Source organism: Amycolatopsis sp. NPDC031561 (genome assembly GCF_055580625.1).
In genome coordinates this window covers 264,271-278,145 of record NZ_JBVILA010000007.1, presented here as the reverse complement: position 1 = coordinate 278,145, position 13,875 = coordinate 264,271, and the positions used below count along the sequence as shown (strand labels likewise).

11 protein-coding genes are annotated in these 13,875 nt (G+C 68.7%); 4 read left to right on the top strand and 7 right to left on the bottom strand.

What is annotated here, in order from left to right:
- Positions 1-16: 16 nt before the first annotated feature.
- From ACZ5IK_RS18115 to ACZ5IK_RS18100, 4 genes are read right to left on the bottom strand one after another with little or no spacing between them, the layout of a single operon-like run.
- Positions 17-1,579, bottom strand: a complete 1,563-nt coding sequence (locus ACZ5IK_RS18115) for an SMI1/KNR4 family protein (RefSeq protein ID WP_465488709.1) — start codon at positions 1,577-1,579, stop codon at positions 17-19.
- Positions 1,576-3,891, bottom strand: coding sequence for an FdhF/YdeP family oxidoreductase (locus tag ACZ5IK_RS18110; protein ID WP_465488708.1), 2,316 nt, complete (start codon positions 3,889-3,891; stop codon positions 1,576-1,578). Before ACZ5IK_RS18110 ends, ACZ5IK_RS18115 begins: the two co-directional genes overlap by 4 nt.
- Before the next feature lie 43 nt (positions 3,892-3,934).
- The gene (locus ACZ5IK_RS18105; RefSeq protein ID WP_465488707.1) at positions 3,935-4,258 is read right to left on the bottom strand and encodes a hypothetical protein; all 324 of its coding nucleotides are present in this window, start codon (positions 4,256-4,258) and stop codon (positions 3,935-3,937) included.
- A 28-nt stretch (positions 4,259-4,286) separates the two neighbouring features.
- A complete protein-coding gene (locus tag ACZ5IK_RS18100) occupies positions 4,287-5,279 on the bottom strand; it encodes a hypothetical protein (protein ID WP_465488706.1) in 993 nt (330 codons plus the stop codon).
- Between the two features lie 106 nt (positions 5,280-5,385).
- On the opposite strand from ACZ5IK_RS18100, the gene ACZ5IK_RS18095 reads away from it, so the two are divergent.
- Positions 5,386-8,019 (top strand): valine--tRNA ligase, encoded by a 2,634-nt coding sequence (locus ACZ5IK_RS18095; RefSeq protein WP_465488705.1) that lies wholly within the window; start codon positions 5,386-5,388, stop codon positions 8,017-8,019.
- Positions 8,020-8,089: 70 nt separating this feature from the next.
- Here the strand turns inward: ACZ5IK_RS18095 and ACZ5IK_RS18090 are convergent, their stop codons facing one another.
- Both ACZ5IK_RS18090 and ACZ5IK_RS18085 read right to left on the bottom strand, forming a co-directional pair.
- On the bottom strand, positions 8,090-8,965 hold the full coding sequence (locus ACZ5IK_RS18090) for an SGNH/GDSL hydrolase family protein (RefSeq protein WP_465488704.1): 876 nt from the start codon (positions 8,963-8,965) through the stop codon (positions 8,090-8,092).
- 107 nt (positions 8,966-9,072) lie between these two features.
- Positions 9,073-9,702: a class I SAM-dependent methyltransferase gene (locus ACZ5IK_RS18085; protein ID WP_465488703.1), complete on the bottom strand. Its 630-nt coding sequence runs from the start codon at positions 9,700-9,702 to the stop codon at positions 9,073-9,075.
- 70 nt (positions 9,703-9,772) lie between these two features.
- Between ACZ5IK_RS18085 and folC the strand changes: the two genes are divergently transcribed.
- The 3 genes from folC (at position 9,773) to ACZ5IK_RS18070 (ending at position 12,412) form a co-directional block, all read left to right on the top strand.
- Positions 9,773-11,449, top strand: a complete 1,677-nt coding sequence (gene folC, locus ACZ5IK_RS18080) for a bifunctional tetrahydrofolate synthase/dihydrofolate synthase (protein ID WP_465488702.1) — start codon at positions 9,773-9,775, stop codon at positions 11,447-11,449.
- Positions 11,446-11,841, top strand: a complete 396-nt coding sequence (locus tag ACZ5IK_RS18075; protein WP_465488701.1) for a DUF4233 domain-containing protein — start codon at positions 11,446-11,448, stop codon at positions 11,839-11,841. Before folC ends, ACZ5IK_RS18075 begins: the two co-directional genes overlap by 4 nt.
- Positions 11,842-12,193: 352 nt before the next feature.
- Positions 12,194-12,412, top strand: coding sequence for a hypothetical protein (locus ACZ5IK_RS18070; RefSeq protein ID WP_465488700.1), 219 nt, complete (start codon positions 12,194-12,196; stop codon positions 12,410-12,412).
- On the opposite strand, the gene ACZ5IK_RS18065 is transcribed toward ACZ5IK_RS18070, so the two are convergent.
- Positions 12,392-13,618 (bottom strand): HNH endonuclease signature motif containing protein, encoded by a 1,227-nt coding sequence (locus ACZ5IK_RS18065; protein WP_465488747.1) that lies wholly within the window; start codon positions 13,616-13,618, stop codon positions 12,392-12,394. The two genes, ACZ5IK_RS18070 and ACZ5IK_RS18065, sit on opposite strands and share 21 nt — an antisense overlap.
- Positions 13,619-13,875: the final 257 nt, after the last annotated feature.

The window sequence follows — 13,875 nt, the reverse complement described above, 5'->3', positions numbered from 1 at the left end:
CCGCCAAGTGGGCAGCCTATGGTGCGGCCAGCGTGCCCGAAGCCTCGATGACCTCCGGCGCTGGGCCGTCCGGACGCAGCCCGCGGCGCAACCGCACGATCTCCGCGAGCGAGGCCCCGCCGGTGATCTCGATCGCGGCCAGCGAAGGCAGCGTGACACCGGCGTCCAGCAGCCGCCGGACCTGCCCGTCGTCCAGGGTGAGCACCCGCAGCGAGGCCAGTTCGCCGACGCGTTCCAGCTCGGGCACGTCGAGACCGGCCAGCCCCAGCCTGATCAGCCCCGGCAGTCCCAGCAGCGGGCCGAAGTCGATCGGATGCTTCACCCCGGTGAGCGAAAGGCCCCACAGGGCGGGGTGCCCGGCGATCCCGGTGAGATCCACCTTCGCGGTCTCGATGCTCGCCGCTTCGAGCGCCGGGAACCCGGAGAGGTCCGCGACGACGGAATCGGCGCGGTTGACCCGCAGATGACGCAACGACGACAACGGGTTCAGGATCGCGAGGTCCACCGAGCCCGGGTCGTTGAGGTACAGCTCCTGGACGAGTTCCGGATCGGCGATCCCGCCGAGATCCGTCGTCTCGGTCAGCACCTGGTCGTGGCCGCGGGCGGACTCGTCGTGGAAGGCGGCTTCGGCGATGAGATACGGCGAATCGGGTTCGTCGTTGTCGTACTCGCCCGCCTTCAGCGCGTGGACGACTTCTTCCATCATCGCGGTGATCGAGGCCGCGACGTACCGGATGGGGCCCCAGACGTTCCGCCCGTACTCGAGGATCTGGCCGCTCTCCCCGTCTTCCGCCGGGTCGAGGTCGACGGCGAGGAAGTCACCGGCGTGATCGCTGCCGAAGGTGATCCACCAATCGTTGCGGGACAAGCGTTTCACCCGACCGGCGGGCTGCGTCTCGAAGACCACGCCCTCTTCGGTGACCGGGTCTTCCCAGCCGTAGGAACCGGGAACGCCGTCGAGGTAGCGCTCGACGAGCAGGGGGAGCGGATCGTGGGCGTAGCGGCCCAGCAGCCCCGATTCGTTGTCCCAGCCCGTCACCCGGAACAGCGCGCGGAGGTCCTCGGGCAGCCGCGCGCCGATCCGTTCTTCGGCCTCGGCGAGCTCGGCTTCGGTGCGACCCGGCTCCCAGTCCGGCGCGTGGCCCTTGATCTTTTCGTACAGCCCGGCGAATTCCGTGGCGAGAGCGGTGATCCGGGAGAGCACGGCCGGGTCGGTCGGCGCCCCGGCCGGCCGGGATCGCGCGGGCAACGGCAGGCCCGGCAGCGGATGCCCCGGATAGCGAAAGCCGTCGTCGAACACGAGCCAGGCCGGGGACATGGTGCCGACGTCCGGCGTCGCGAGGAAGGTGTACTCCCCGGTGTGGCTCAGCCGGACCTCGTAGATCGACGGGGGCAGCGGCCGGAACAGCTCCGACAGCGCCATCATGTCGGGACTCAGGTACCGGCCGGTGTCCGTCTCCGCCTGCAGCGAGAACCCGCCGCCGGTGTTGTGGATCCGCAGCACGGCGCTCGTGAAGGTCGTTTTCGTGCTGGCGTACAGCAATCGCGCCATTTCACCGGCGATGTCCCCAGGGTTCATGAGGGGGAATCTAGCGGCTCCAACCTCACCACGACCGCCTTCGACACCGGGGTGTTCGACTTGTCCGCCACGGAATCCAGCGGCACCAAGGCGTTCGCCTCGGGGAAGTACGCCGCCGCGCAGCCCCGGGCCGTCGGGTAGGAGATTACCCGGAACCGCGGCGCCCGGCGGTCGCCGTCCCGCCATTCCGAGACCAGGTCGACCATCGCGCCGTCGGCCAGCCCGAGCGAGACCAGGTCGTCGGGGTTCACCAGCACCACGCGCCGGGCGTCCTCGATACCGCGGTAACGGTCGGAAAGGCCGTAGATCGTGGTGTTGTACTGGTCGTGGCTGCGCATCGTCTGCAGCAGCAGCCTGCCTTCGGGCACCTGCGGGTATTCGAGTCCGGAGACGGTGAAGTTCGCCTTGCCGTTGGCGGTCCCGTTGAACTGCCGGGAATCGCGCGGCGCGTTCGGGAGCACGAACCCGTCGGGCTCGCGGACACGGGCGTTGTAGTCGTGGCAGCCGGGGACGACGCGCGCGATCCGGTCGCGGACGAGGTCGTAGTCGGTGTGGAAGTCCCGCCACGGCACGGGATGCCCGGCGCCGAACAGCGCTTCCGCGAGATGACAGACGATCGCGACCTCGGAAAGCAGGTGCTCGCTGGCCGGGGTCAGCCTGCCGCGCGAGGTGTGCACCTGCGACATCGAGTCCTCGACGGTGACGAACTGCTCGCCGGCGGCCTGGGTGTCGCGTTCGGTGCGGCCGAGGGTGGGCAGGATCAGCGCGGTCTTGCCGGGGACGACGTGCGAGCGGTTGAGCTTCGTCGACACGTGCGCCGTCAGGGAGCAGGACTTGAGCGCCTTCTCGGTCAGCTCGGTGTCCGGGGTGGCGGAAGCGAAGTTGCCGCCGACGGCGAAGAAGACCTTGCCCTTCCCGTCCCGCATCGCGCGGATCGCGGCGACGGTGTCGTAGCCGTGCTCTCGCGGGACCTTGATGCCGAACTCGGCGTCGAGACCGTCCATGAAGGACTCCGGCATCTTCTCCCAGATGCCCATCGTCCGGTCGCCCTGGACGTTGGAGTGCCCGCGCACCGGGCACAGACCCGCGCCGGGTTCGCCGATCATGCCGCGCATCAGCGCCAGGTTCGCGACCTCGGAGATCGTCTGCACCGCGTGCTTGTGCTGGGTCAGGCCCATCGCCCAGCAGTAGATGGTCCGCTCCGACGTCGCGATCATCCGTGCCAGCCGCTCGATCTGCTCACGCGGCAGCCCGGTCGCGGTACCGACCTCGGCCCAGTCGATCTCCCGCAGATGCTTCGCGTAGTCCTCGAACCCCTCGGTGGACGACTCGACGAACGCGCGGTCGACGATCGTGCCGGGAGTCTCCTGCTCCCACCGCAGCAGGAGATGCCCGATCGCCTGGAACAGCGCGAGGTCGCCGCCGAGCCGGATCTGCGCGAACTCGTCGGCCAGCGGGGTTCCCTTGCCGACCACGCCCCGGACGTTCTGCGGGTTCTTGAACCGCATCAGACCGGCTTCGGGCAGCGGGTTGACCGCCATGATCTTCGCGCCGTTGCCCTTGGCCTCTTCCAGCGCGGACAGCATGCGCGGATGGTTGGTGCCCGGGTTCTGGCCGACCACCACGATCAGGTCCGCCTTGTGGATGTCGGCGAGCGTGACCGAGCCCTTGCCGATCCCGGTCGTGGCCGCGAGCGCGGCGCCGGACGACTCGTGGCACATGTTGGAGCAGTCCGGCAGGTTGTTGGTGCCGTAGGACCGCACGAGCAGCTGGTAGAGGAACGCGGCCTCGTTGCTGGTGCGCCCGGAGGTGTAGAAGATCGCCTCGTTGGGGTCCTGAAGCGCGCGGAGTTCGTCCGCGACCAGCGTGAAGGCGTCGGCCCAGGAGATCGGTTCGTAGTGCGAAGCGCCTTCGCGCAGCACGAACGGCTCGGTGATCCGGCCCTGCTGGCCCAGCCAGTAGTCGGTCTTCCCCGACAGTTCCTGGATGGAGTGCTCGGCGAAGAACTCGCGTCCGACCCGGCGTTTGGTCGCCTCCTCGGCGACGGCCTTCGCGCCGTTCTCGCAAAACTCCGCGAGCTTGCGGTGCTCGCCGTCGACCTCGCGCGGCTCGGGCCAGGCGCAGCCGGGACAATCGAAGCCGTCGCGCTGGTTCAGCAGGCGCAGCGTCTTGACCGTGCGCGCGGCGCCCATCTGCTCCATGCCGCGCACCAGGGAGACGGCGACCCCGGGGATCCCGGCCGCCCAGCTCTTCGGTTTCCCGACCTCGAGCTGTGTCTCGTCAACGTCGTTCGCGGGTGCTTCGCGGGTCATGCCACCATCGTGCGCCTTGCCGCCCCGGCGCGCGACCGAGGGGTCAGGCGTCGGTGACGATCCGGGTGATCTGCGACTCGTCCAGCGGGAACCACGGCGTCTCGTTGACACCGCGTTCCTGCACCGCGTTCACCGTCACCGCGGCCACGACCAGCACGACCAGGCCGATGATCGCGGCGATGCCCGGCCACCGGCTCGAACCCGGCTCGCGGTAACCGCCACCGGAAGCCGCCGCCTTGCGCTGCTTGCGGCGCTTCTTCTTGAGCTCCTTCTTCGCACCCAGCCAGGCGTCCAGTTCGGCGTGCTTCTGCCAGTTCGGGTCGGCCAGGTCCGGATGGGTCTCGATCCGCCGGTCCTCTTCGTCCATTTCGGTCCTTTTCCCCAGTGTTCGGCTGTTACTTGCAGGTCTCCAGCGACGGCAGAGGTTTCGTCGGGTCGTAGGTGGCGACTTCGTCGACGGCCACGGGCATGCCGACGCCGACGGGTCTGTCCTTGTCAGCGTACTGGGGCGCGAGGATCCCGGCCTTGGCCGCGTCACAGGCCATGCGTGTTCGATAGGCCGCACCGTCCCCGAAATCGAGCCCGGCGTCGTCCTTCGCGAACGGCGGTGCCTTGCGGATCACGTAGTCCTGCTCGTCGCGGACCAACGGGACGATGTCCTCCGGGGTCCTGGCCTCGCTCGGGAGCGCGTCGAAGGCGTAGGCGGTCGCGTAACTCGCGTGGATGATCAACTCGCCTGTTCTGCCCGCCTTCACCGTGAGGAAGCCGGTCATCCGCGGGGTCACCGGCAGCAGGCCTTTCGGCCCGATGAGAGTCAGGTAATCGCCCTTCTCGACGGTGACCGGACCTTTGAACATCGGTTCGAGCCGGGCGCGTTCGTTCGGGGTCAGCAGCGCGAGCAGCTCCGAACCGTCGCCGGCCCGCAGCGCCGAGGTGCCGAGCCGTGCGGCCGCGACGGCCTGCGTCACCGTCCGGAATCCCGCCTCGACCTCCTGCGCGGTGAAGTCGCCGACGGGCTCCCCCCGCGGCACGGTGATCCCGGCGATCCTTTCGCGCCAGTTCGCGGCGGGGGTGCGCTCGTAAGGCCGGGAGAGGTCGACGCCGCTCACCGCCTGGGCCACCTTCGGCGGCTGACCGGAACCCACGTCGGCGCCGCGTCCCCGCAGCTGCTGCATGACGACCGCCCCGGCTCCGAGCACGACGACGGTCACGACGAGGAACAGCGTCAGGACGCGACCCCGGCGGGACATCCGGAAACGTCGGCGGGACCTCGGTTTCGGTACCCGTTTGCGGTCCTTCTTCGCGCCGAGCCGGGCCTCGCGTTCGGCCTGTTTGCGCCATTCCGGATCCATCAGGTCCGGATGTGTCTCCAGGCGCCGATCTTCCACGAAAGTGCCTCTCCCCAGTGCGTTGTGACAAATCCTCATCGGCGGAGAACGGCGAGCGTTACGGCCGGTGACGAACTCGGTGGAGGAGGTTCGTAGACTTGACAATGTGACCGAGAACGCCCAGCCGCAGCAGACCGACCTACCGGGTGCCTGGAACCCGGCCGACGAAGAAGCCTCGCTCTACCAGCGCTGGGTAGACGCCGGGTACTTCACGGCCGACCCCACGTCGGACAAGCCGCCGTTCACGGTAGTCATCCCGCCGCCGAACGTGACCGGTTCGCTGCACATCGGGCACGCCTTCGAGCACACCCTGATCGACGCCAGCACCCGTTACCACCGCATGCTCGGCGACGAGACGCTGTACCTGCCGGGCATGGACCACGCGAGCATCGCGGTCCACGCGCTGGTCGAGAAGCAGCTCCGCGCCGAGGGCACCAGCCGTCGCGAGCTCGGCCGCGAGGCCTTCGTCGACCGCGTCTGGCAGTGGAAGAACGAGCACGGCGGCAAGATCCTCGCCCAGATGAAGCGCCTCGGCGAGGGCGTCGACTGGACCCGCGAGCGGTTCACCATGGACGACGGCCTGTCCAAGGCCGTCAACACGATCTTCAAGAAGCTCTTCGACGACGGCCTGATCTACCGCGCCGAGCGGCTGGTCAACTGGTCGCCGGAGCTGCGGTCGGTGCTGTCCGACGCCGAGGTGAAGCACGAGGAGGTCGAGGGCGAACTCGTCTCCATGCGCTACGGCGACGGGGACGACGCGATCGTCGTGGCCACCACCCGGATGGAGACGATGCTCGGCGACACCGCCGTCGCGGTCCACCCGGACGACGAGCGCTACACGCATCTCATCGGCACCGAGGTCGAGCTGCCGCTGACCGGGCGCCGGATCCCGATCGTCGCGGACAAGCACGTCGACCCGGAGTTCGGCACCGGCGCGGTCAAGGTGACCCCCGCGCACGACCCGAACGACTTCGAGATCGGCCAGCGCCACGACCTGCCGATGATCACGATCATGGACGAGCAGGGCCGGATCGACGGCACCGGCACCGAGTTCGACGGCATGGACCGCTTCGAGGCCCGCGTCGCGGTGCGGGAGAAGCTGCGCGAGCAGGGCCGTATCGTCGCGGAGAAGCGCCCGTACCTGCACAGCGTCGGGCACTCCGAGCGGTCGAAGGAGCCGATCGAGCCGCGGCTTTCGCTGCAGTGGTTCGTCAAGGTCGGCCCGCTCGCGAAGGCCGCCGGTGACGCGGTGCGCGACGGCCGCGTGAACGTCCACCCGCCGGAGCTGGAGAAGCGTTACTTCGACTGGGTCGACAACCTGCACGACTGGTGTATCTCGCGCCAGCTGTGGTGGGGCCACCGCATCCCGGTCTGGTACGGCCCGAACGACGAGGTCGTCTGCGTCGGACCGGACGAGGAGCCGCCCACGGGCGAGGGCTGGACCCAGGACCCGGATGTCCTCGACACCTGGTTCTCCTCGGGCCTGTGGCCGTTCTCCACCCTCGGCTGGCCCGAGAAGACGCCGGACCTCAACAAGTTCTATCCGACGTCGGTGCTGGTCACCGGCTACGACATCCTGTTCTTCTGGGTCGTGCGGATGATGATGTTCGGCCTCTACGCCACCGGTGAGGCGCCGTTCAAGACCATCGCGCTGCACGGCATGGTCCGTGACCAGTACGGCAAGAAGATGTCGAAGACGGCGGGCAACGGCGTCGACCCCATCGAGTGGATGGACCGCTACGGCACCGACGCGCTGCGGTTCACCCTCACCCGGGGCGCCAACCCGGGCACCGACGTGCCGATCGGCGAAGAATGGGTCGCGGGTTCGCGGAACTTCACCACGAAGCTCTGGAACGCCACCAAGTTCGCCATGATGAACGGCGCGGACGCGAACGCCCCGCTGCCGCCCGCCGCCGAACTCACCGAAGCCGACCGCTGGATCCTCGGCAGGCTCGGGAACGTCGTCGACGAGGTCACCGGCTACCTGGCGGACTACCAGTTCGCCAAGGCCACCGACACGCTCTACCAGTTCACCTGGACCGAGCTGTGCGACTGGTACCTGGAGCTGTCGAAGGTCCAGGTCTTCCAGGGCGACGAGGCCCGCGTGACGGCGACGCGCGCGGTGCTGGGCCACGTGTTCGACACGGTGCTGAAGCTGCTGCACCCGTTCATCCCGTTCATCACCGAGAAGCTGTGGACGGCGCTGACCGGCCGCGAATCGCTGGTGATCGCCCCGTGGCCGGTGGCCGACGCCTCGTACGCCGACGCCGTGGCGGACAAGCGGATCGCCGACGTGCAGAAGCTGGTCACCGAGGTTCGCCGGTTCCGCGCGGACCAGGGCCTCAAGCCCAGCCAGAAGGTGGCCGCGCGGCTGTCCGGCGACGGATTCGCCGAGATCACCGGGCACGACGAGCCGATCCGCTCGCTGGTCCGGCTCACCGCGCCCGAGGACGGCTTCGCGCCGAGCGCGTCGCTGGAAGTCGGGCTGTCGGCCGGTGTCGTCACCGTCGAACTGGACCTGTCCGGCACGATCGACGTCGCCGCGGAGCGCAAGCGCCTACAGAAGGACCTCGGTGTGGCGGAGAAGGAACTGGCGCAGGCCGAGGCCAAACTCGGCAACCAGGCCTTCATCGACAAGGCGCCGGAGCCGGTGATCGGCAAGATCCGGGCCCGCAAGGAGACCGCGGTCGCCGACATCGAGCGCATCAACGCCCGGTTGGCGACGCTTCCCGCCTCCTGACCAATGCTATAAAGGGGACTTTCATTGCGAATTTTGCAATGAAAGTCCCCTTCATGGCATCCAGGGAGGCTCAGCGGAGGTGGCGGAGGATCACTCCGGCCACGCCCGCCATCCCGGTGCGGTACGGGTGGTAAGCCGCCGCGGCGAGCAGTTTCGTGTGCTGTCCGTTGATCCACGCGGCACCGTTCGGCGCGCAGGCGTCGTGCCCGGCGGACGGACCGAAAGTGTCCACAAAGGACGCTTTGCCGTCCTTGGTGACCGCTTTCTTGATCGCCGAGTTCAGCGCCTTCTCGACGCTGTTGAGCCACGCGTAGTCACCCTCGGCGAAGGGCAGGATCTTCGGGCAGAAGCCGGATTCCGGCGCGATCCGCGGGTAGCCGATGACGAGCACGTCGGCGCGCGGCGAGCGGGCGTGGATCCCGGCCAGTACCTTCTCGACGTTCTTGCCGGTGTCGGCGATCTTGGCCTTCATGGTGTCGACACCGCCGACGGTGAACTTGTCCTGGCAGGGGTTCCCGGTGGGATCGCTCGCGCGCAGTGACGGGCAGGTGCCGACCAGCGCGCCGAAGACGCCGTAGTCGTTGCCGCCGATGCCGACGGTGACCAGGTCGGTGTTCGCGCGCAGGGCGCTGAACTGCGGCGGATTGCTGCCGAGGATCACGCTCTGTGACTGGGTCATGTTGGTGGTGTCCGCGCCGCCGCAGCTGATGTCGGTGTAGGAGCGGACCCGCAGCGCCGCGGCGAGGATCGACGGGTAGTTCTGCGTCGATTTCCCGCAGAACAGCGGGTCGAGGCGGGGGAGCGGGATGAGCGGTCCGGACGTGTAGGAATCACCCAGCGCGACGTAATTCCGGTAGGACCGCTCGGCGGCGGTGGCCGCCGTGGTGGAGGCGATCAGCAGGACGACGGTCGAGACGGCCGCGAACAGGACGCGTCTGAAGCGCATGAGGACCCCGATCTCCGGACTGGTTGGCCTCTCAAAAATGAACCGGATCCGGCCAGGTCGGCGCCGCCGATCGGGTGGTCGGGCGCGAGCTTCACCCGCTTGGGGTGTCACATCGGGTGATCGTCTTCCGGCCTGCGGTAGACCAGGAGATACCGGAAGAAGAGCAGATTCCGCACCTTGCTCCCCGGCAGGAGCCGGGCCGCGTCGCGCCGGATCCGGTTCATCGGCGGAAACGTCTCCATGATCGGCGCCGCCGGAAGCGGATCGATCCCGCCGTTGAGCCGCTCGCCCGCGTACACGACCACCCTGGCCAGCGCGTTGACCGGCGAGGCCACGAGGGCGCGGGCGTAGTCGGACGGCGTACTGGGCTTGCCGAGGCCCAGCACGGCCAGCACCCCGCCGGGGACCAGCGCGTCCCGCAGCTTCGTGACCGTTTCGAACGGGACATGGTGGAGTGAAGCGAGGCAGGAGATGAAGTCGTACGCCTCCCCGGGCAGCTTCTCGGTGGAGACGTCGGCCTGCCGGTAGGAGATCGTGCCGGGACCCGGCGAACCGGCGGCGCGGGCGAGGTCGACCATCGGCCCGGACCGGTCGATCGCCTCGACGTGCATCCCGGTCGCCGCGAGCCGCCTGGCGAACCGCCCGCTGCCGCAGCCCACCTCCAGCGCCACCCCCGGACCTGGCGGCAGCTGGTCGAGCAGCAGCGGGTGGTAGTGGTCGTTGTGGTTGAACCCCATGCGTCGAGAGTGCCAGCAAAAGCCGCACGTAGACTCGCTCCGACAGGGAGTAACGCTAAGAGGAGAGTTCGTGCCGCGAGGTGACGGCCGGGATTCTGAAGAGTTCGCAGAATCCCCGGACCTGGCAGATCTGGACAGTTTCGCCGGCGTCGACGAATTGGGGGCACGTGCCCACGATCCGTCCGACGACACCGACCCGGATCTGGACGCCCCCGACGCCGCGTACCAGGCGGGCGGCGGCGCGGGCGGCGGGATCGGCGGGATCGGGCAGCTGGGGGACAACCTCGCGCTCGGACCCGTGCCGGACCTGGTCGCCCCGGAAGACCTGGAACTGCACGAACTGGACGATCAGGGCGACGACCTCGCCCCGGCCGACCCCAACGGGCAGCAGGCACGCCGCGAACTGCTCGCGGTCGAGGCCGAGCTGAACCTGCGCTGGCCCGAGACCAAGATCGAGCCGTCACTGGCCCGGATCGCGGCCCTGGTCAACCTCATGGGCGAACCGCACCGCGGTTATCCGGTCGTGCACGTCGCCGGGACCAACGGCAAGGGCTCGACCACGCGGATGATCGACGCGCTGCTGACCAGGATGGGCCTGCGCGTCGGCCGGTACACGAGCCCTCACCTGCAGCTGGTCACCGAGCGGATCGCGCTCGACGGGATCCCCATCTCCGCCGCCGCGTACGTCGACCTGTACCGCGACGTCGCGCCCTACGTGACCATGGTCGACAACGCGGGCGGACCCGACGCGGTGCCGATGAGCAAGTTCGAGGTGCTCACCGGGATGGCGTTCGCGGCCTTCGCCGACGCGCCCGTCGAGGCCGCAGTGGTCGAAACCGGCCTCGGCGGCTCCTGGGACGCCACGAACGTCGTGGACGGCGACGTCGCCGTCATCACGCCGATCGGCGTCGACCACGTCGAGTACTTCGGCGGCGATCCGGCCAAGGCCGCGGTGGAGAAGGCCGGGATCATCAAGCCCGGCAGCGTCGCGGTCATCGCCGATCAGGACCCCGAAGTCCAGAAGATCCTGCTGGAGCGCGCCATCGAGGTCGACGCGAGCGTCGCCCGCGCGGGCAGTGAGTTCGGCGTGCTGGAGCGCGAGATCGCCGTCGGCGGGCAGATGCTGAAGCTGCAGGGCCTCGGCGGCGTCTACGACGAGATCTTCCTGCCGCTGCACGGCGCGCACCAGGCGGCCAACGCCGCGCTCGCGCTGGCCGCCGTCGAAGCCTTCTTCGGCGCGGGCAAGGACAGGCAGCTGGTCGTCGAAGCGGTCCGTGAGGCCTTCGCCGAGGTCGAGACCCCCGGCAGGCTGGAACGCGTCCGCGCCGCCCCGACAGTGCTGCTCGACGCCGCCCACAACCCGCACGGCGCCAAGGCGCTCGCCGCCACCGTCGCCGAAGAGTTCGCCTTCCGCCGTCTCGTCGCCGTCGTCGGCGTCATGGCGGAGAAGGACGCTCGGGGCATCCTGGACGCCCTGGAACCGGTCGTCTCCGAGATCGTCGTCACCAAGAACTCGTCCCCGCGCGCGATGCCGCTCGACGAACTCAACGACATCGCCATCTCGATCTTCGGCGAAGACCGCGTCGTGGCCGAAGCGAGCCTGGACTCCGCGATCGAGACGGCCATCGGCCTCGTCGAGCAGAGCGACGACCCCGAGGAACCCCTGGCGGGCGGCGGCGTTCTGGTCACCGGCTCGGTCGTCACCGCGGGCGAAGTCAGGACTTTGTTCGGTAAGGAGCCGGCGTGACCGACGAGACCCAGAAACCGCCGGCCAAGGACCCGATGAAGTCCTTCCGGGGCGTGATGGCCGGTTCCCTGATCATGGAGGGCATCACCGTCGCGCTCGCGCTGCCGGTGGTGGCGAAACTCGGCGGCGGCGTCGGTTCGGTCACCGGCTGGTCGACGATCGCGATCGCGATCGCGCTGATCGTGCTGTGCGGTTTCCTGAAGAAGCCCTGGGCGGTGCCCGCGGTACTGGTCCTGCAGGTCGCGCTGATCGCGTTCTTCGTGGCGCTGCCCGCCGTGGCGATCCTCGGGGTGATCTTCCTCGGGTTCTGGCTGTGGCTGCTGTGGCTGCGCCGGGACGTGGCGAGGCGGATGGCGGCCGGAACGCTCCCGAGTCAGCAGCAGGCTCAGTAGAGTTCTCCGGGTGACCGCGCGGGTTTGTTCGAGCCTCCGCGTTCCCTGAGGAAGAGCTTCGCCAGGTTGGTCATGGCTTCCCCGTCGGAGACTGGGCAGCCGATCTTGACGGCAGAAGACCGAACTGCCTCCGCTTCCCGGGTCCGCGGTGGACACGAGCCCGGACGCCGACGTGGACTGGACGAGCGACTCGCCCGCGCGTGACGATCTCCCGCACCGTGTGGATCGCCGCGTCCCTGGGCTGCTGGCGGGCGAAGGTGCTCCTGGTGCGGGATCTTCAACAGCGTGCGCAGAACCGGTGCGCAGTATGTGTTCGAGCTCGGAATTCTCGCGCTGCTCGCCGGTATCTGCTGTGGAAAACCTGTTCTTCGTGGTCGCGGCCGAGGTCGACCCCCTGCGGGACCGGCTGGCTTCCGAGATGAGTCTCCGTCCGCAGCCGAAGTCGTCGGCGGCGGTGCGGGAGGTCATGGCCTCGCCGATGGGAGGTCCGCTGCCGCGCTTGGGCATGCCGAGGGGCCCGTCGCCGGTGGTGGTGGCGGGCTTCTCGGGTTCAGCGGCGGGGTGTTTGTAGTGGGTCGAGGTATTGGGGTGGGATGAATTCGGGTCGGCCGTCGGTGGCCATCCTGACTGTCCAGCCGGATTGTCCGTGGATGACCATGTGGTGGTAGCGGCAGAGCAGGCAGAGGTTGTTGAGGTCGGTGTCGCCGAGTTGGCTCCAGGGCAGGAGGTGGTGGGCTTCGCAGTGTTTGGGGCGTCGTTGGCAGCCGGGGAAGGCGCAGCCGTGGTCGCGGAGGTTCAGTGCGCGTCGTTGTCCGGGGGTGACGGTGCGGGCGGCGCGGCCGATGTCGAGGGGTTCGCTTTCGGAGCCGAGGACGGCGGGGATGATTGTGGCGTCGCAGGCGAGCATGCGGGCGTGGCGGGCGGTGATCTGGGTGACTCCGTCTACGCAGGCGGCTCCTAGGCCTGAGGTCAGGGTCTCGAGTGGGATGGTGACGACCACGGTGGTGCGGTCTCCGGACAGGGTGGGGGCTTTGTCGTTGGTCATGGCGTAGTGGATGGCGTCGAAGAGGGCGTCGCCGTGGCGTTGGGCGGGGGTGCGCAGGTCGTGGTTGCCGTCTTGGTCGACGGGTCTTCGCTGGCCCCAGGTTTCGAACAGGGCGTTCGCGCGTGCCCCGAATTCGGGGTCGAGCAGGCCGTTGAGTCGCCACCAGCCGTCGTCGCGTTTGCGGAGGAACACTTCGCGTGAGGGTGGTTTGAGGTCTTCGTCTTTGGGTTCGTTCCCGTCGGGATCCAAGCGTGCCACGAGGTTCGCTCCGGCGGTGAGGATCTCTTGTGGTCCGGCGCGGCGGGCGAGGTCCACGAGGATCTGTTCCGCGCTTGGCCGGGCTTCGGCGGGGATCTTTTTCAGGACTGCGAGGAGTGGGTCGAGTTGCTGGTGGCCGAGGTCGCCCTCGGCCGCGGCGGCGCCCGCAATCGGTGCTGATGCGGGGGCGGGGGTGCCGTCGAGGTTGCGGCCGTCGGTCACCGCGATCGCCCGGGTCACTGTCTTGCGTGCTTCCTCGGGTGTGATGCGGGCGGTTTCGGCGTACCAGCCGGCGGTGGAGCCGTGTCCGTACAGTTCCATCGGGCCGCGGGATTCGATCTCCACCAGGTATTGCCCGATCTCGGCCAGGGCTTGGCGTGCCACCGACAACCGTTCGACCACGCCGTGCGCGAGTTCGCGCGCACCGGCACGCCACAGCTCCTGTGGCGGTTCGAGGATTCGTTGGCTGGACACCCCGCCATGATACCAAAGAATCGAACACATATTCGAGCGGAAATGACCTGTACCTGAAGGTGTAATGAAGTCGGTTCGCATTCCCGATAATGCTAAAGCGAAGCCCCGCATTTAGTCGACTAAATGCGCCAAGGACCACCGGACCGGCCCCACCCGACCCCGCTTAAGGTGATTCACGACGGCACCGGTGTCCCGCTGGCGGTCAATCCGACCGGCGGGGAACCGGCACGACGTCACTCAGCTGACTAACCCCAAAG